Origin of the sequence: Stappia sp. P2PMeth1, assembly GCF_900185735.1 — a bacterium.
Classification (GTDB): domain Bacteria; phylum Pseudomonadota; class Alphaproteobacteria; order Rhizobiales; family Stappiaceae; genus Stappia.
The window spans coordinates 451747-468776 of sequence record NZ_FYAW01000009.1; the positions used below are offsets into that span (position 1 = coordinate 451747).

The following is a 17030-nucleotide window of genomic DNA, read 5'->3' on the forward strand; positions in this document are numbered from 1 at the left end:
TTCCTTCTAGAGCAAAGACGCCGGCTCAGACAGCCACCCGGTCGGATCGCGGATTGGCGCGGCCCGTCATGCCTCCGTCACTCGATCCGCGTACAGTGTGAACTGTCGGTTGTCTATAATACTAGACAAATAACGTGTACGGATGTAGGTAGCGCATGTTGGGCGGCGCCGATGGGCGCGGGGCTGCTTGCGAGAGCGCCTGTTGATACAGGCGCTCGCAGCCCAGGAGAGACGACGGAGTTGCGGATGGCGAAGGCAGAGACGGCAGGCGGCTCTGAACAGGGACTGAAACGGCTGATGGATGTGCTGGCTGCCTCGCCGGGCGATGAGATCGCCGCCTGTGCCGAGGCGCTCGGATCCCTGCCGGAGGCGGCGCCGGTGCGGGGACCCGAGATCGGTCTGGTGATGGTGCGCGGCCGCATCGGCGGTGACGGCGCGCCCTTCAATCTCGGAGAGGCTGCGGTGACGCGGGCGACGGTCCGGCTTGCGAGCGGGGCTGTCGGTCATGCCTATGCGTTGGGGCAGGACAGGGCAAAGGCGCGGCTTTCGGCTGTGCTCGCGGCCATGTGGAGCGAGGGCGCGCGCCGAACAGACATCGAGGCGCAGGTATTGGCGCCATTGGCCGCAGCCCGTGCCGAGGAGGTCTCCCGCGTCAAGCGCGAGGCCGCTGCAACCCGCGTCGACTTCTTCACCATGGTCCGGGGAGACGACTGATGTCCGATGCCCGTCTTTCGACGCTCGCCGTTTCCGGCGGGTTCAGCGATCCGGTGTTCGAAGCGCAGGCCGTCTTCCGCGCGCTGATGGACGCGACGGCCCGACCCGGCACCGTTCACACTCTTCCTGCAGGCGTCGCGCCGCCCGCTCCCCTTGGGCAAGGCTCGGGTGCCGTCGCGCTCGCGCTCTGCGACCCCGACACGCCGGTCTGGCTGGATCGCGAAATCGACAGCGAGAGTGTGCGCGCATGGCTGTCTTTCCAGTGCGGAGCGCCGCTGGCACAAGGGCCGGAGAGATCCGCCTTCGCCTTCGTGAAGGGCGAGACCATGCCGGACATGGCCGATTTTGCGTCTGGAACGCAGGAGTATCCCGACCGCTCGACGACGCTGGTGGTCGAGGTGGAGGCGCTGGATGGCGGCGCCGCCCTCAGGCTTGAAGGACCCGGTATCGACGGGCAGAGGCGGATCGCCCCGCGCGGTCTTCCGGCTACGTTCATGACGCAGCGCGCCGCCAATCGGGCGCTCTTTCCGCGCGGCGTGGACGTCGTTCTGGTGGCGGGGCTGTGCATGATGGCGCTGCCGCGCAGCACGGTCGTATCCCATGTCAACGAGCCGGAGGCCGGCTGATGTATGTCGCAGTCAAGGGCGGCGAGGCGGCCATCGCCAACGCCCACAAGATGCTCGCCGACCGCCGTCGCGGCGACCGGTCGTTGCCGTCTATCACAGTGGAGCAGATCGTCGAACAACTTGCGCTGGCCGTCGACCGGGTGATGGCGGAGGCCTCGCTCTACGCGCCGGATCTGGCGGCGCTGGCCGTCAAGCAGGCGCGGGGCGACATGATCGAGGCGATCTTCCTGCTGCGCGCCTATCGCACGACGCTGCCGCGCTTCGGCGCCTCGCAGCCGGTCGAGACCGGCGAGATGATCGCCGAGCGGCGGGTTTCGGCGACCTACAAGGATCTGCCGGGCGGACAGGTTCTCGGCCCGACCTTCGACTACACGCATCGCCTGCTCGATCCCGCCCTTGCCGGCGACGAGGCGGTAGAGACTGCGCCGGCGCGCGACAGCGAAGGCGAGCCGCTGACCCGCGTCGCCGACATCCTCGCCCAGGAAGACCTGATCGAGCGGGCCTTCACCGGTGACCCGGCCGAGATGCCGCGGGAGCCCTCCGGCGACCTGACGCGCGAGCCGATGGAGTTCCCGATGGCTCGGGACCTGCGTCTCCAGGCGCTTGCGCGCGGCGACGAGGGCTTTCTGCTGGCGCTCGGCTATTCCACCCAGCGTGGCTATGGACGTACGCACCCCTTCGCCGGCGAGATCCGCATCGGCGAGGTCGAGGTGGAGATGGACGTGCCGGAACTCGGCTTTGCCGTCTCGCTCGGCCGCATCCGGGTCACGGAATGCCAGATGGTCAACCAGTTCGCCGGTTCGGCGAAGCTGCCGCCGCAATTCACCCGCGGCTATGGCCTCGTTTTCGGCCAGTCGGAGCGCAAGGCGATGGCGATGGCGCTGGTCGACCGGTCGCTGCGCGCCGGAGAATTGGGCGAGGACCGGGTCGCTCCGGCACAGGACGAGGAATTCGTCATTTCCCATGCCGACAACGTCCAGGCGACGGGCTTCGTCGAGCATCTGAAACTGCCGCATTACGTCGACTTCCAGGCCGAACTCGATCTCGTCCGCCGGATGCGGGCGGAGTTCGAGGTGCGGCAGTCGCGCGACCATGACACGCAGGAGGCCGCCGAATGAGCGCCGCAGCCGCACTCGGCGAAGACCTCGCCACTTACAATTTCGCTTATCTGGACGAACAGACGAAGCGGATGATCCGCCGGGCGATCCTGAAAGCCATCGCCATTCCCGGCTACCAGGTTCCCTTCGCCAGCCGTGAGATGCCGATGCCCTATGGCTGGGGCACGGGCGGCGTGCAGGTCACCGCCTCGATCATCGGGCCGCAGGACGTGCTGAAGGTCATCGACCAGGGGGCGGACGACACCACCAACGCGGTGTCGATCCGCGCCTTCTTCCAGAAGGTCGCCAGCGTCGCGGTGACGACGAAGACCCGCGAGGCGACGATCATCCAGACGCGCCACCGCATTCCGGAGGAAAAGCTCCAGGCAGGGCAGGTGCTGGTCTACCAGGTGCCGATCCCCGAGCCGCTGCGCTTTCTCGAGCCACGCGAGACGGAAACCCGCAAGATGCACGCGCTCGAGGAATACGGGCTGATGCACGTCAAGCTCTACGAGGACATCGCCCGCCACGGCCATATTGCCACCACCTATGCCTATCCGGTGCTGGTCGCCGGCCGCTATGTGATGGATCCCTCGCCGACGCCGAAATTCGACAATCCGAAGATGGACATGAGCGATGCCTTGCAACTCTTCGGCGCCGGCCGGGAGAAGCGCATCTATGCCATCCCGCCGCATACAAGGGTCGTCAGCCTCGATTTCGAGGACCATCCCTTCGAGATCCAGACCTTCGACGAGCCCTGTGCCCTGTGCGGTGCCGAGGGCGTCTATCTCGACGAGGTGATCCTCGACGACCGCGGCGGGCGGATGTTTGTCTGCTCGGACACCGATCATTGCGAGGACCGCCGCGCGGCCGGCCATCGCGGTCGTCTGTCGCCCGACGAGGCCTATGCGGGCCATGGCCAGGTCCAGGAGGATGCAGGACGATGATGAGGCTGCAGGAAATGCCGCTGCTGAGCGTCGAGGGCCTGTCGCGCTATTACGGCGAGCGGGTCGGCTGCCGGGATGTCTCGTTCGAGGTCTATCCGGGCGAGGTGCTGGCGATCGTCGGCGAAAGCGGCTCGGGCAAGACGACATTGCTCAACTGCATCTCGACCCGCCTGGAGCCCAGCACGGGGAGTGTCTGCTACCGCATGCGCGACGGCGCGATGCGCGATCTCTATCGCATGAGCGAGGCCGAACGGCGCCTGCTGATGCGCACCGACTGGGGTTTCGTGCACCAGAACCCGGCCGACGGGCTGCGCATGACCGTGTCGGCCGGCGCCAATGTCGGCGAGCGGCTGATGGCCGTCGGCGAGCGCCATTACGGCCGCATTCGCAACACTGCCACCCATTGGCTGTCGCGGGTGGAGATTGCGGAGGACCGTATCGACGACCAGCCGCGGGCCTTTTCCGGCGGCATGCGCCAGCGCCTGCAGATCGCGCGCAATCTGGTGACCGGGCCGCGCCTCGTCTTCATGGACGAGCCGACGGGCGGCCTCGACGTTTCGGTGCAGGCGCGCCTGCTCGATCTGCTGCGCGGGCTGGTCAACGATCTCGGACTTGCCGCCATTGTCGTGACTCATGACCTGGCGGTGGCCCGACTGCTCTCGCATCGCATGATCGTGATGAAGGACGGCCGGGTGGTCGAGGAAGGGCTCACCGACCGTGTGCTCGACGATCCGCAGGCGCCCTACACCCAGCTTCTCGTCTCTTCCATCCTGCAGGTGTGACCATGACCGATCCCGTCAGCCGAAAGGAGGCCGCGATGGCCGTCCGGGCGCGCGCGCTTTCCAAGACCTTCTGCATGCATCTGCAGGGCGGCCTCGAACTGCCCGTGGTGGACGGCGCCGCCTTCGAGGTTCGCGCCGGCGAATGCGTGGTACTCGGCGGTCCGTCCGGTGCGGGCAAGAGCTCCATCCTCAAGATGCTGTATGGAAACTACGCCGCAAGCAGCGGCGAGATCCTGATCCGCCACGGCGGGGAACTGGTCGACCTTGTCGCCGCCTCGCCGCGTCTCGTGCTGGCCATCCGCCGAGAGACACTCGGCTATGTCAGCCAGTTCCTGCGCACAGTTCCGCGCGTCGCCGCCGTCGATGTGGTTGCCGAACCGCTGGTCCTGCGCGGCGCCGATGCGGCGGCAGCCCGCGAACGGGCGCGTGAGATGCTGGACCGGCTCAACCTGCCGCAGCGGCTCTGGCAACTGCCGCCGGCGACCTTTTCGGGCGGCGAACAGCAGCGCGTGAACATTGCCCGCGGCTTCATCACCGATCATCCGGTGCTGCTGCTGGACGAGCCGACGGCCTCGCTCGATGCCGCCAACAGGCGGATCGTCATCGAACTGATCGCCGAGAAGAAGGCGCAGGGCGTCGCCCAGATCGGCATCTTCCATGACGAGGAAGTGCGCGAGGCCGTCGCGGACCGGATCATCGACGTGCGCGGCTTCGCGCCGGCCCGCGCGGCCTAAGGGGGAGACGATGGCACGACTTTCCGAAACTCCCTTCATCCATCCGACCGCCGAGGTCAGCGACTGCGCGTTCGGTCGCTACACGGAGGTGGATGCGCGGGTCAGCATCAGCGAAACCCGGATGGACGATTATTCCTATGTGATGCGCGACGCGATGATCTGGAACGCGGAGATCGGCAAGTTCGCGAACATCGCCGCCTGCGTCCGCATCAATGCCACCCATCATCCGATGGAGCGGGCAACGCTGCATCATTTCACCTATCGGGCGAACGACTACTGGGACGATGCCGATCAGGAGGCGGAGTTTTTCCAGCGGCGGCGCGCGGCGCGGGTACGGATCGGCCACGACACCTGGATCGGTCATGGCGCGACCATCCTTCCCGGCGTTTCGGTGGGGGACGGCGCTGTCATCGGATCGGGTGCGGTCGTGTCGCGGGACGTCGCGCCCTACACCATCGTCGGCGGGGTTCCCGCAAGGCTGATCCGCGAACGGTTTCCGGCGGATATTGTTACGCGGATGCAGGCACTTGCCTGGTGGGATTGGAGCCATGACCGGCTGCGCGAAACGCTCGAGGATTTCCGCACTCTCGACGCGGCGGCGTTTCTGGAGCGCTATGAGCGGGCTTTCTGAAGTGTTCAGCCGTCGCACTACTGTTCCGCATCCGGTAAACGTCAGGGAATTGTCATAAAATCGCAGATTCCTTGTCATCTGTGCGGAGTACGCAAGCTTCAATCATCAAGATTGAGGCGCAGATGTTCAAGCTCGACGGTGTGACGCGAAAGTTCGGAATGCTGACCGCGGTGGATGCCGTGACGCTCGACATCCCGGACGGGCAGATGGTCGGCGTCATTGGCCGCTCGGGAGCCGGAAAATCCACTCTGCTGCGAATGCTCAACCGGCTTGTCGATCCGAACGGCGGAAAGATCGTATTCCGCGACACCGAGGTCTCTGCCCTTTCGGGATCCGCGCTTCGCTCCTGGCGACGGGATTGCGCGATGGTGTTCCAGCAGTTCAACCTGGTGCCGCGGCTCGATGTGGTGTCGAACGTGCTGCATGGGACGCTGAATGCCCGCTCGACGCTCGCCACCGTCTTCAACCTGTTTCCGAAGGCGGACATCCTGCGTGCCATCGACATTCTGGAGCGGCTGGGTGTCGCCGAGCATGCGTTGAAGCGCGCCGAGGCCCTGTCGGGCGGCCAACAGCAGCGCGTGGCGATTGCCCGCGCGCTGATGCAGTCGCCGAAGGTGCTGCTGGCGGACGAGCCGATCGCCTCGCTCGATCCCCTGAACGCCAAGATCGTCATGGACGCGCTCAAGGACATCAACGAGCGCGAGGGAATCACCGTCATCACCAACCTGCACACGCTCGACACCGCGCGCACCTATTGCGAACGGATCATCGGCATGGCGCAAGGCCGCGTGGTTTTCGACGGGACCGCTGACGAACTGACCGCTGAAGCGGTGCGGGAAATCTACGGCACCGACGGCGACGGCAACGAGGTTTCCGAGGCCATCACCTCGACCAGCATCACCGCCCGGCCTGCGACAGCGGCGGTGGGTACACCATCCCCGGCCATGCTGCGGACGGCCAACGCCTCCGCATGAGCCGCAGGATCCGGCGCGGCGTCCGCGCACGGTCACACGCAACAACGACAAACGACTCTTTCAGGAGACGTCATATGCTCAAGAAGCTTCTCTTGGCCGCCACCGCGGTCGCGACCCTGTCCGTCGGTGCGACGGCACAGGAGATCAACGAGTTCCGCATCGGCGTCCTCGGCGGCGAGAATGCCCAGGACCGTCTGGCCTCGAACGAGTGCCTGCGCGCTTATGTCCAGGATCTGCTCGGCGTCGAGACCAAGATCTTCACCCCCGCCGACTATGACGGCGTGATCCAGGGTCTGCTGGGTGGCTCGATCGACATGGCCTGGCTCGGTGCCTCGGCCTATGCGAAGACCTATCTGACGAACCCGGAAGCGGTCGACGTCGTGCTCGTCAAGACCAATCTCGACGGCTCCTTCTCCTACCATTCCATCGGTTTTGCCCGCAAGGACAGCGGCATTGCCTCGCTTGAGGAGATGAAGGGCAAGAAGTTCGGCTTCGGCGATCCGAACTCGACCTCCGGCTACCTGATCCCGTCCATCGAGATCCCGCAGATCACCGGTGCGTCCATGGACAACGGTGCCTATTTCGCCGAGGTCGTCTTCACGGGCGGCCATGAGCAAACCATCGTTGCGGTCAAGAACGGCGATGTCGACGGTGGCGTGACCTGGGCCGACGGCCAGGGCGAGTGGGAAGACGGCTACAATTCCGGCGCCCTGCGCAAGGCGGTCGATGCCGGCCTGGTCGACATGAACGACCTGGTCGAGATCTGGCGCTCCAAGCCGATCCCGGAAGGCCCGATCGTGCTGCGTCGTGCCCTTCCGGCCGACGTCAAGGAGAAGGTCACGCAGCTTCTGAAGGACCTGCACGGCAAGGACGCGCAATGCGCCTACAACGTGGCTGCCGGCGAGACGGCCGGCTTCGAGCCGATCGCCCATGAGGCTTACGAGTCGATCATCGCGGTCCGCAAGGCCCAGAGCAACTGATCGATCTGTCTTCGTGATTGCCGGGCGGGGCCTGTGTCCCGCCCGTGCGTTTTCGCCAGAGCCACCTGCAGCAGGACCTCATGACGGACACGGCTTTCGCAAGGTCGGGCGATATCCGCGCCGACTATCTCGCCCATGCCCGCCAGCGGCAGATGTACAGCGGCATCCTGCTGCTGGTCTTCGTCCTGCTGATGGTCTCGGGTTTCCAACTGGCCGACGCGCGCAATGCCGGCGGCTTCTGGGCGGGCATCCACCAGTTCTTCGATTTCCCCTCCGAAGTCGTGAGCGAGGCGGTGGCCAAGGCGGCCAACCTGCCGGGTCTGATGTGGAAGTTTCTTCCCTCGCTGATCGAGACGATCAACATTGCCGGCGTGGCAACGCTCGTCGGTGCCTGCGGCGGGGCGCTGCTGTCGCTTCTGTCGACGCGCGGCCTTGCCCGCTTCCCGCGGCTTATCCCGCTGTTCCGCCGGATGATGGATGGTATGCGGGCGATCCCGGAGATCGTCATCGCGCTCATTCTGATCTTCCTGCTCGGCGGCGGGCCTGTACCGGCCATGATCGCCATCGCCTTCCACACCACAGGCGCTCTCGGCAAGCTCTTCTCGGAAGTGAGCGAGAACGCCGACCGCAAGCCGGTCGAGGGCCTGTCTTCGGCAGGTGCGAGCTGGAGCCAGGCGATGTGGCTCGGCGTGCTGCCTCAGGTTACGCCGAACTGGCTTTCCTATGCGTTGCTGCGCTTCGAGATCAACGTGCGGGCCTCCGCAATCCTGGGCTTCGTCGGTTCCGGCGGCATCGGCTACGACCTCAAGACCGCGATGCAGTGGGGCCAGGGTCGCTACGACCAGGTCGTGGCGATCTTCCTGCTGCTCTTCGCCACAATCGTCGTCATCGACCAGGTTTCGAGCCACTTTCGGCACAAGCTGGTGAAGGGACACTGACATGGCCGCCATGCTCTCCACCACGCATGAGGGGTCGCTGGGCGAGGCGGTTCTTGCCGCCTTCGGCCGCAAGCAGCGTCTTGCCTTCGCCTTCCCGGCGGTGGTCCTCGTCTATCTGATCTATATCTTCTTCGCCTTCAACATTCCGGGCCTGGTGGCGAGCGCCAGGACCGACAATGCGGCGATCCTGTTGTCCGACTTCTGGAGCTACAAGACGCATGTCACGCGAGACAATCGCAGCGGCGAGGTGAGTGTCGCGATCGAGGGCGAGAACAAGGGCACCTATCCGCCCGGCCGGCTGCCCGCGTGGGTGAGCATGCAGGACGGCGTTACCCGGATCGACCTCGGCAAGGAGCACGAGGTGGTCTATGAGGGGACCGGCGCGCGCTTCACCATCCCCGGCTATGGCGTGATCCAGGTCGAGCCGGACGGGCAGGGCATCCGTCTCGATCTGCCGGAAGGCGAGGTTCCGGATTGGATCAACGCCTCGCCCGCGCGTGTCACCGTGACGACCCCGCAGGGGCGCTTTTCGATGACCCGCACTCGGACCGAGACCTTCCACTATGAGCCGGGCTGGGAGTTGTTCTTCTTCACGCTCGACAGTCCGTTCAGTGGTCGCTCGGTGGGCGAACTGGCGAGCCTTGCTGTCTCGGAAGATCGCGTCGATCCGGCAAGGCCGAACATCGTCCACATGCTGTCGGAGTTCTGGACGAACAAGATGTGGCGGCACGGCGATGTGGCCTGGGCGCTGTTCGAAACGGTGTTGATGGCGTTCCTGGGAACCATGGGCGCCGCTGTCGTGGCGTTGCCCCTCGCGTTTCTGGCCGCATCGAATTTTACGCCGGCGAGATCCTTGCGTTTTGCGCTGCGCCGCGTGTTCGACTTCGTCCGTGGTGTCGACGGGCTGATCTGGACGATCATTCTGAGCCGGGCGTTCGGTCCCGGGCCGCTGACCGGATCGCTGGCGATCCTGATGACCGACACCGGTTCCTTCGGCAAGCTGTTCTCCGAAGCGCTGGAAAACGTCGACCGAAAGCAGATCGAAGGCGTTCAGTCGACCGGAGCCTCGCCGATCCAGCAGGCGCGCTTCGGGGTGATGCCGCAGATCGTCCCGGTGCTGCTCAGCCAGGTGCTCTACTTCCTCGAATCGAACACCCGAAGCGCCACCGTGATCGGCGCCATTGTCGGCGGCGGCATCGGCCTGCTGCTCACCCAGGCCATCATCACCCAGAAGGACTGGGAAGAAGTCAGCTACTACATCATTCTCATCGTGCTGATGGTGATGGCGATGGACTCGCTTTCGGGATGGCTCAGAGGCCTGTTGATCGGACGGGTCGGGCGGACGTAAATTCGACGGCTCCCTGCCGGAACCCCCAAGCCTCCGGCAGGCCCGCCACCATCGGATGCGAGGCATGGCATCGCCGCGACTGGCGCGGCGATGCTCCCGCTTCCGGTTCCACAAAAAGCGGAACGTATGCGATACGCGATCTATTTTACGCCCGATGCCGGGCATCCGCTGGTTCGCGCGGCTGAGGAATGGCTCGGCCGCAGCGCGTTTGCTCGCGCCGTCGAGCCGACGGATGTCGGCGGGTTCTCGCCACAGGCCCGCGCCTGCCTCATCGCATCGGCCGTGCGGTACGGTTTCCACGGTACGTTGAAGGCGCCTTTCCGCCTCGCCGAGACCCGAAGCGAGGCCGATCTGGTCGAAGCTGTCGACGCCTTCTGCCGTGACACGCCGCCAATCGCTCCGGTCGCGCTCAAGGTTTCGGATCTTGATGGCTTCTTCGCCTTGACGCCGGCCGGTCCCGCCGAAGACCTCAACGCGCTGGCTGCCACCGTGGTGCGGCGGTTCGAGCCGTTTCGAGCGCCTCTCACGGCGGAGGAAATCGCCCGCCGTCGTCCGGAGCGGCTGTCGCCGCGCGAGCGGGAATTTCTGGAAAACTGGGGCTACCCCTACATTTTCGACGCATTCCGCTTCCACATGACGCTGAGCGACAGGTTGGAGGGGGAAACGGCACTGGCCGTTCACCGCGCGCTTGCTGGACAGTTCGAGGCCTTGCTGGCGCATCCTGTCGCCTTCGACAGGCTGGCGATCTTCGTCGAGCCTGATCCAGGCGCTCCTTTCATCTGCCTGCATCAGGCGCCGCTTGCGGGAACAGGCGGCTGACAAGACGTTCCCTTCGAGAAAGACGGATCGATGGACACCATACTCACCAATGCGCGGATCGTGCTGGCCGACCAGGTCGTCGAGGGTTCGCTGCACCTGCGCGACGGCAAGATCGCGGGCATCGACAGCGGCGTCTCGTCGTTGCCGGCTGCGGAGGACATGGGCGGCGACTATGTGATCCCCGGCCTCATCGAGTTGCACACTGATCACCTGGAAAACCATTATGCACCTCGCCCGAAGGTGCGGTGGAATCCTATTGCTGCCGTCTGTGCCCATGACGCGCAGATCGCAACCAGCGGCATCACCACCGTCTTCGATGCCCTGCGCGTCGGGCTCGACGAGGATACCGACATCACCGATGCCGACATGCGGCGGCTGGCCGACGCGATCGAGGCGGGGATGGCCAAGGACAGGCTGCGGGCGGATCATTTCATCCACCTGCGCTGCGAGGTCTCGGCTCCCAACTGTCTTGAGAGTTTCGAGGTGTTCGAAAACGACCCGCTCGTACGCATCGCCTCGCTGATGGATCATTCGCCCGGCCAGCGCCAGTTCGTCAGCCTCGAGGCCTATGCGGTCTACTACAAGGGCAAGCGGGGCATGAGCGACGCGGAGTTCAACGACTTCTGCGAACGGCGTATGGCCCAGTCTGCGGAATGGTCTGATAACAACCGCCGGATCCTCGCCGAGCGCGCAAGGGCGCGCGGGGTGGTGCTGGCGAGCCACGACGATGCGACCAACGCGCATGTCGAGGAAGCCGTCGAGCTCGGCATCCGGGTGGCGGAGTTTCCGACCACGCTGGAAGCCGCACGGGCCTCGAAAGCGCAGGGGCTGGCGGTTCTGATGGGTGCCCCCAATGTTGTCCGCGGGGGCTCGCATTCGGGCAATGTCTCGGCGCGCGATCTCGCCGCCAATGGACTGCTCGACATCCTGTCGTCCGACTACATTCCCTTCAGTCTCGTCCAGTCGGCCTTCTTTCTCGGCGAGGTGGTCGACGGGATCGATCTGCCGCAGTCGATCGCCATGGTGTCCCGTACCCCGGCCCGCTTTGCCGGGCTTGAGGATCGAGGAGAGATCGCCATCGGCAAACGCGCCGATCTCGTGCGGGTGCGGGTCGAGGAACATATCCCGATCGTGCGCACGGTCTGGCGCGAAGGTCGCCGGGTGGTCTGAGCGATGCAGGGGGCAGCGTCGGAAGGGCAGGGGCCGCTGATCGCGGTCGTCGGGCCGAGCGGGGTCGGCAAGGATACGCTGCTCGCGCGGGCACGCGCGGCCTTGTCCGGGCGACCGGAGTTGCTTTTTGTGCAACGGACGATCACCCGGCCAACCGGCACCGATGCGGAGACGCACGAGCCCATGACGGCAGAGACCTTCGAAGAGGCGGAGCGCGCTGGTGCCTTCGCCTTTAGCTGGCGTGCGCATGGGTTTGGCTACGGGCTTCCCGCGTCCTTGTCGGAGCATCTCGCAAGCGGGCATCCCGCCGTGGTCAATGGGTCTCGCGTGGCCCTTGCGGCCATGCAGGAGCGGTTTCCCACACTTTGCGTCATCCAGATCACGGCGACCCCGACAGTGCTGGCGGCGCGGCTTGCCGCGCGCGGTCGTGAGAGCGCCGAAGAGATCGCCGCCCGCATCGCCCGCGCCAACGAGCCGCTTCCCGTCGCACCGGCTTGCGTTATCGACAACAGCGGCGACCTCGAGCAGGCCGCCGAGGCGTTGGTTGCCGCGATCCTCGATCGCGCCGGTTCGGCTTACCGCTGAGAGCTGCTTTCTCACGATCCACTGCGCCTCTTGCGCAGGGGCGGAACCTTTGCGACAAGACGGCAAGTCTGCTCGGAATGCGAGCATCGATAAAAATACGGATGCAATTGGTTGCGGGTCGGGCCGTGGCACCATCGCATGCCGGAGTGACGGGAGTGGATCGGATGTCGGGGCAATTGGTAACCCACCGCACCAGCGGGTTGGTGCTGTCTCTGGACGAGACCGTTGCCAACGACCGCATTATCGAGGAGATCCGCCGCGGCCGCTATGAAGCCTCGGAACTCTCCATGGCCTCGCGGTTTGTGCGCAAGGACGACCGCGTGCTAGAACTCGGCGCCGGCATCGGCTTCATCTCCGCCGGTGTGATGCGCAATGTCGGGCCTGCCTATTATGCTGCCGTCGAGGCGGACGCGCGTCTCATCCCGCATATCCGCCAAACCCATCTCAAGAACGGTGTGACCGGTGTCGAGGTGATCAATGCGGCCTTCGTCTCCGACCCTCAGACCCTGAAGACGGGCTACGTCGAGTTCACCCTGCATCGGGAGTTCTGGCGCTCCGGCATCGGCCAGGACCAGGAAGGCGTGACCGAGACGGTGCGTGTGCCGGCCGTCGATGCCTCGGCCTTCATCGCGGACAAGGGCATCACCGTTCTCATTGCCGATATCGAGGGGGCGGAGCTCGACCTGTTCCGGAACCTGCGCGTCGGCGGCCTCAAGCGGATCGTGCTGGAACTGCATCCGCACAAGATCGGCAAGGCCGGCATGATCGAGATCTTCGCCGGCCTGTGCGCGGAGGGTTTCGCCTACAATGCGGCCCTGTCGGAAGGCCCTGTGGTCTGTTTCGAAGCGGTCGGCGATACCGAAAGCAGCGAGGCGGAGCTCTTCACCCGCTTCGCATGAGTCCCCGGCTGGTGCCCTTGTCGCCGTCTCTCGTTCTTTAGTCCGCTTGCCGGAACCCTGGTGCTTGGCGACACTTGTTGCCAGGGCGCTGGCGGCTGCCGCCTTGCTCGGACAAAACCTTTGAAGATCACGCATTCGGTGCGATGGTCGGAGAGACCGACATGACAGTTCAATCCGGTGCCATGGCGAAATTCCTGATCATCGACGACCATCCGCTTTTTCGGGAAGCCCTGCACAGTGCGGTGACGCTGGCCTATCCGGATGCCGACACGCTTGATGCCGCTTCGCTGCCGGAGGCCTGCGAAATCCTTGCGGCGGAGGGCGGTTTCGACCTTGCGTTGCTCGATCTCAGCATTCCCGGCGTGCGCGGCATGGACGGCTTGCTGCATTTGCGTACCAATTTTCCGCGCCTGCCGGTCGTGGTTGTCTCCGGCCACGAGGATCCCAAGGTGGTCTCGCAGGTGATCGCCTACGGGGCCGCCGGCTTCATCCCGAAGTCGGCCAAGAAGGCGGCCCTTGCCGACGCGATCCAGAAGGTGATCAATGGCGCGGTTTTTGTCCCGGACAATCTCGCAGACGCCGGCGACGAGCAGATCGACGCGCATGCCAGGGACATGATCAACCGGGTCGCCACCTTGACGCCGCAGCAGCTCAAGGTGCTCGGCATGATCTGCGACGGCCTGCTCAACAAGCAGATCGCTTACGAATTGCAGGTCGGCGAGACCACAGTGAAGGCACATGTCTCGGAAATCCTGCGCAAGCTCAACGTCCACAGCCGCACCCAGGTGGTTATCGAGATGTCGCGGCTGGAGCAGATCTCCGGGCTCGACCCTGCCAATCCCCTTGGACACGGCGAGAGCGGGCGCATTCGGGGCTGAGGGTTCTTGACTAAGGCGCGGTGGCCAGCATGTGCGCCATAAGCGCTCTCAGTTGTGCGGGCTTGACCGGCTTGGACATGAATTCCGCGCCAAGCTGCGCCGCCTGAGCCATGACCGGCTCCGAGACGTCTGCCGTTGCAAGGATGACAGGCACGCGTCGCCGCAGACGCTGCAACAGCGTTGCGACCGTTTGGGTGCCGTGGTCGCCCTGGTCGAGATGCTGGTCGGCGATGATCAGGTCGGGCAGGAAACCTTTGTCCAGAACCTCCGCTGCTTCCGCCTGAGAGGCGGCGACCCGGTGCTCGCAGCCCCAGCCGTCGAGCAGGGTCGACATGGCACGCGTCACCTCGAAGTCGTTTTCCAGAAGCAGAACACGGCGGCCCGCGAGGGTGGCGTCGCTGACTGGCCGCTGGGCTGTCTGGGACCGTGTCTCGCCGGCCGCAGGCGGCTCGCAGCGTTCGGCGAGGATGCGGAAGCGGCTCCCCTTGCCCACTTCCGAACTCAGGCTGAGCTCGTGGCCGAGCGCGGTCACCAGGCGTCGCACGATGGAAAGGCCGAGGCCGAGGGCACAATCGCCGTCACGTCCGGCGCGTTCCTTGGCTGCCGGCCCCCGGTGGAACTCGTCAAAGATCCGCTCGCGCTGGTCGAGGGGGATGCCGCAGCCGGTGTCGACTACCTCGATCGCCACCATGTCGCCGCGCCGACGGGTGCCGATCAGCACGCCGCCGCGATCCGTATAGCGAATGGCATTGGAGATGAGGTTTTGCAGCGCGCGCCGCAGCATGGTCCGGTCGGAGCGGACGTGATCGCCGGTGATCGAGGTCTGCAGACGCAGACCCTTCGCCTCGGCGATCGGTTTCAGGTCGGAGAGCAGGGACTCGATCACCGGAACGAGCGGCACCGCCGCGTGGTTCGGCACCATGACCCCCGCATCGAGGCGGGAAATGTCGAGCAACGTATGCAGCAACTCGTTCATCGTGTCGAGCGAGCGCTCGACCTGAGCGACCATCGCCCGGCCGCGTTCGGTATCCTGCAGGTCGTAGAGCGCCGACATGGTCAGTTGTGCCGCATGCAGCGGCTGCAGCACGTCGTGGCTGGCGGCGGCGAGAAACCGTGTCTTCGACTGGTCGGCGCGTTCGGAAATCTCCTTTTGCCGGGCGAGTTCCGCGTTGGTGCGTTCCAGGTTGCGCAGGGTCGAGGTCAACTCGTCCGTGCGCCTGCGGACCTGTCCCTCCAGGGCGATGGCGGTCTGGAACAGCGAGAAGGCGTTACGCTGCTGATCCATCGCGCGCTCGACACGGTGGATCAACGCGTCGTTGATGCGCTTGAGGCGTTCGACGTCGGCGATATCGAGAATGCTCATGAACCGCTCCTGCCGCTTTGCCCAAGACCGAAGGCAATGCCGGTGAAGGTCTGGTTCAGGTGCATCGACAGGTATTGTTCGCCATAGGTGTTGAAGCCGATGACGTTGTTCTCGCGATAGATGGCGGCGATCCGATGCGTCACCTGCCGGTTGCGGGCGTCGATGCGGCGCAGCACGCAGTCGAAGCCGAGGACGAAATCGATGCCGCCAATGCGCTCGCGCACGGCGTCGAAGGCGGCGCGCGTGGTACGCGTCATGCCGGCGGGTTCGGCAACCGTCATCACGATACCGTCGTCGATCGCGCAGAAGAACGAGAGAGACCCGTCGGGATTCATCTTCTGGACGGAGCGGCAGTAATATTCGCCGCCGACCCGCACGACCAGCGGATGCGAGGCAAAGCTCATCGGCGACAGGCTCTGCGGATCCATGCCGATGACCCGCGCATATTCCTGCGCTGCCGGAGCGGCGTTGAACTCGTGCACGATGCGCCGGTCGGGCTCGGAGCGGGTGACAACCAGCTTGTGGGGGGTCGGCACGAAATTGTCGGTCTTGAAGATGTGGAAGGGAACCTGGGTCTCGACCAGGATCACGATGGCTGCATCGCTCGCCGGTTCGCCGTCAAGGATAAGCGTGGTCGTCCCGAACCGCATGTCGTCGCCAGCCGATCCGCCAAGCAACGGAATGTCGTCGAGGCCCCAGTGCAGGGCCGCGCTCACCGCTTCCTCGGCGAAGGACAGGCCGTCGATCAGACAGAGGGCGAAGCGGCTCGCGCTGCGGTCGGCGGGCGCGGACTCCACGAAGCAGCGCTTCGCATCGCCGACCTCCGAGACGATGCGCTCCATGCCGGCGCGTCGGATGTCGCTGATCCGGTGGGCGGCGATGCGAAAGCGCGCGGCCGGAAACAGAATGACCACGAGATTGCCTTCGCAGATGCCGTTCCGGGTGATTTCGCCGGCGGTGGAGCAGGCGGCATGACGGAGGCCGGGGCAACTGTCTGTCAGGGCAGAGGCGACCGCGGCGGGCGGGAAGCGGGCGGAGGAAAAAAAGGCCAGAGCGAACCCTGCACCAACGCGCTGCCGCGCGGTCGCCACGCGAGCCCAGAATCCGGTGTCGCCGGGGTCGTCGCATTCGAGCGCGACGACACCGCAGGCGTGATCGATGCCGCCATTCGGCTGCACGTCGCTCCTCCCTCGCGCCGCATGCCTCTCCTCCCCATGACAGACTGGCTGTCGGACGACTTTGCGACGACGCCCCACTCTAGGATCTTCGGCTTGCCGGTGACAAGCGGGCGTTCGGCTTCGACCGAAAGTACAGTGTACAAGCGCGGGAGGCTGGCCTTTCCTGACAGCGTCCGGGGGGAGACTGGACAAGCGGCCCTGCGGACATTGCCCCGCCGGTTGGCCGGGCCGGGAGGAGCTTCCATGGATTTGGTTGGCGAGTATCGATTGTTGGCGGGTCGTGGGGCTGTTTGGTTGGCGCTGAACGACGCGGATGTTCTGCGTCGTTGCATTCCCGGCTGCGAGGAGCTGGAGCAGGTTTCCGAGC

The 17030-nt window shown here is 65.4% G+C and carries 18 protein-coding genes; 16 read left to right on the forward strand and 2 right to left on the reverse strand.

Annotated features, from left to right (window positions below):
• Nucleotides 1-246 precede the first annotated feature (246 nt).
• The 16 genes from phnG to P2PM1_RS05190 all read left to right on the forward strand — a co-directional run bounded on the left by phnG (nucleotide 247) and on the right by P2PM1_RS05190 (nucleotide 14122).
• Nucleotides 247-714 (forward strand): phosphonate C-P lyase system protein PhnG, encoded by a 468-nt coding sequence (phnG, locus tag P2PM1_RS05115; RefSeq protein WP_244301408.1) that lies wholly within the window; start codon nucleotides 247-249, stop codon nucleotides 712-714.
• Nucleotides 714-1340: a phosphonate C-P lyase system protein PhnH gene (gene phnH, locus P2PM1_RS05120; RefSeq protein ID WP_186398352.1), complete on the forward strand. Its 627-nt coding sequence runs from the start codon at nucleotides 714-716 to the stop codon at nucleotides 1338-1340. The genes phnG and phnH overlap by 1 nt, the downstream gene beginning before the upstream one ends.
• On the forward strand, nucleotides 1340-2458 hold the full coding sequence (locus P2PM1_RS05125) for a carbon-phosphorus lyase complex subunit PhnI (protein ID WP_186398353.1): 1119 nt from the start codon (nucleotides 1340-1342) through the stop codon (nucleotides 2456-2458). The genes phnH and P2PM1_RS05125 overlap by 1 nt, the downstream gene beginning before the upstream one ends.
• Entirely contained in the window at nucleotides 2455-3384 is a 930-nt protein-coding gene (locus P2PM1_RS05130) for an alpha-D-ribose 1-methylphosphonate 5-phosphate C-P-lyase PhnJ (RefSeq protein WP_186396818.1), read from the forward strand. Before P2PM1_RS05125 ends, P2PM1_RS05130 begins: the two co-directional genes overlap by 4 nt.
• Nucleotides 3385-3389: 5 nt before the next feature.
• A complete protein-coding gene (gene phnK, locus P2PM1_RS05135; protein ID WP_186398387.1) occupies nucleotides 3390-4166 on the forward strand; it encodes a phosphonate C-P lyase system protein PhnK in 777 nt (258 codons plus the stop codon).
• A gap of 35 nt (nucleotides 4167-4201) precedes the next feature.
• Nucleotides 4202-4900 (forward strand): phosphonate C-P lyase system protein PhnL, encoded by a 699-nt coding sequence (gene phnL / locus P2PM1_RS05140; RefSeq protein WP_186398354.1) that lies wholly within the window; start codon nucleotides 4202-4204, stop codon nucleotides 4898-4900.
• Between the two features lie 10 nt (nucleotides 4901-4910).
• Entirely contained in the window at nucleotides 4911-5531 is a 621-nt protein-coding gene (locus P2PM1_RS05145) for a DapH/DapD/GlmU-related protein (protein ID WP_186398355.1), read from the forward strand.
• A gap of 122 nt (nucleotides 5532-5653) precedes the next feature.
• Nucleotides 5654-6505 carry a phosphonate ABC transporter ATP-binding protein gene (gene phnC / locus P2PM1_RS05150; RefSeq protein WP_186396821.1) on the forward strand — a complete coding sequence of 284 codons (852 nt, stop codon included), beginning with the start codon at nucleotides 5654-5656 and terminating at the stop codon, nucleotides 6503-6505.
• A gap of 74 nt (nucleotides 6506-6579) precedes the next feature.
• The gene (gene phnD, locus P2PM1_RS05155) at nucleotides 6580-7485 is read left to right on the forward strand and encodes a phosphonate ABC transporter substrate-binding protein (RefSeq protein WP_186398356.1); all 906 of its coding nucleotides are present in this window, start codon (nucleotides 6580-6582) and stop codon (nucleotides 7483-7485) included.
• 80 nt (nucleotides 7486-7565) lie between these two features.
• Complete coding sequence (phnE, locus tag P2PM1_RS05160; RefSeq protein WP_186388061.1) at nucleotides 7566-8423, forward strand: phosphonate ABC transporter, permease protein PhnE; 858 nt, start codon at nucleotides 7566-7568, stop codon at nucleotides 8421-8423.
• 1 nt (nucleotide 8424) lies between these two features.
• A complete protein-coding gene (gene phnE, locus P2PM1_RS05165) occupies nucleotides 8425-9771 on the forward strand; it encodes a phosphonate ABC transporter, permease protein PhnE (RefSeq protein WP_208985180.1) in 1347 nt (448 codons plus the stop codon).
• A 126-nt stretch (nucleotides 9772-9897) separates the two neighbouring features.
• Nucleotides 9898-10590, forward strand: a complete 693-nt coding sequence (locus P2PM1_RS05170) for a DUF1045 domain-containing protein (RefSeq protein ID WP_186388060.1) — start codon at nucleotides 9898-9900, stop codon at nucleotides 10588-10590.
• Between the two features lie 30 nt (nucleotides 10591-10620).
• Nucleotides 10621-11760, forward strand: a complete 1140-nt coding sequence (locus P2PM1_RS05175) for an alpha-D-ribose 1-methylphosphonate 5-triphosphate diphosphatase (RefSeq protein WP_186398357.1) — start codon at nucleotides 10621-10623, stop codon at nucleotides 11758-11760.
• 3 nt (nucleotides 11761-11763) lie between these two features.
• Nucleotides 11764-12345 (forward strand): phosphonate metabolism protein/1,5-bisphosphokinase (PRPP-forming) PhnN, encoded by a 582-nt coding sequence (phnN, locus tag P2PM1_RS05180; RefSeq protein ID WP_186398358.1) that lies wholly within the window; start codon nucleotides 11764-11766, stop codon nucleotides 12343-12345.
• Between the two features lie 164 nt (nucleotides 12346-12509).
• Nucleotides 12510-13244: an FkbM family methyltransferase gene (locus tag P2PM1_RS05185; protein WP_186398359.1), complete on the forward strand. Its 735-nt coding sequence runs from the start codon at nucleotides 12510-12512 to the stop codon at nucleotides 13242-13244.
• Between the two features lie 161 nt (nucleotides 13245-13405).
• On the forward strand, nucleotides 13406-14122 hold the full coding sequence (locus P2PM1_RS05190; RefSeq protein WP_186388056.1) for a response regulator transcription factor: 717 nt from the start codon (nucleotides 13406-13408) through the stop codon (nucleotides 14120-14122).
• Between the two features lie 10 nt (nucleotides 14123-14132).
• Here the strand turns inward: P2PM1_RS05190 and P2PM1_RS05195 are convergent, their stop codons facing one another.
• Together P2PM1_RS05195 and P2PM1_RS05200 are read right to left on the reverse strand one after the other, a co-directional pair.
• Nucleotides 14133-15485, reverse strand: a complete 1353-nt coding sequence (locus P2PM1_RS05195) for a hybrid sensor histidine kinase/response regulator (RefSeq protein WP_186388055.1) — start codon at nucleotides 15483-15485, stop codon at nucleotides 14133-14135.
• On the reverse strand, nucleotides 15482-16855 hold the full coding sequence (locus tag P2PM1_RS05200) for an FIST N-terminal domain-containing protein (RefSeq protein ID WP_244301409.1): 1374 nt from the start codon (nucleotides 16853-16855) through the stop codon (nucleotides 15482-15484). Before P2PM1_RS05200 ends, P2PM1_RS05195 begins: the two co-directional genes overlap by 4 nt.
• Nucleotides 16856-17030: the final 175 nt, after the last annotated feature.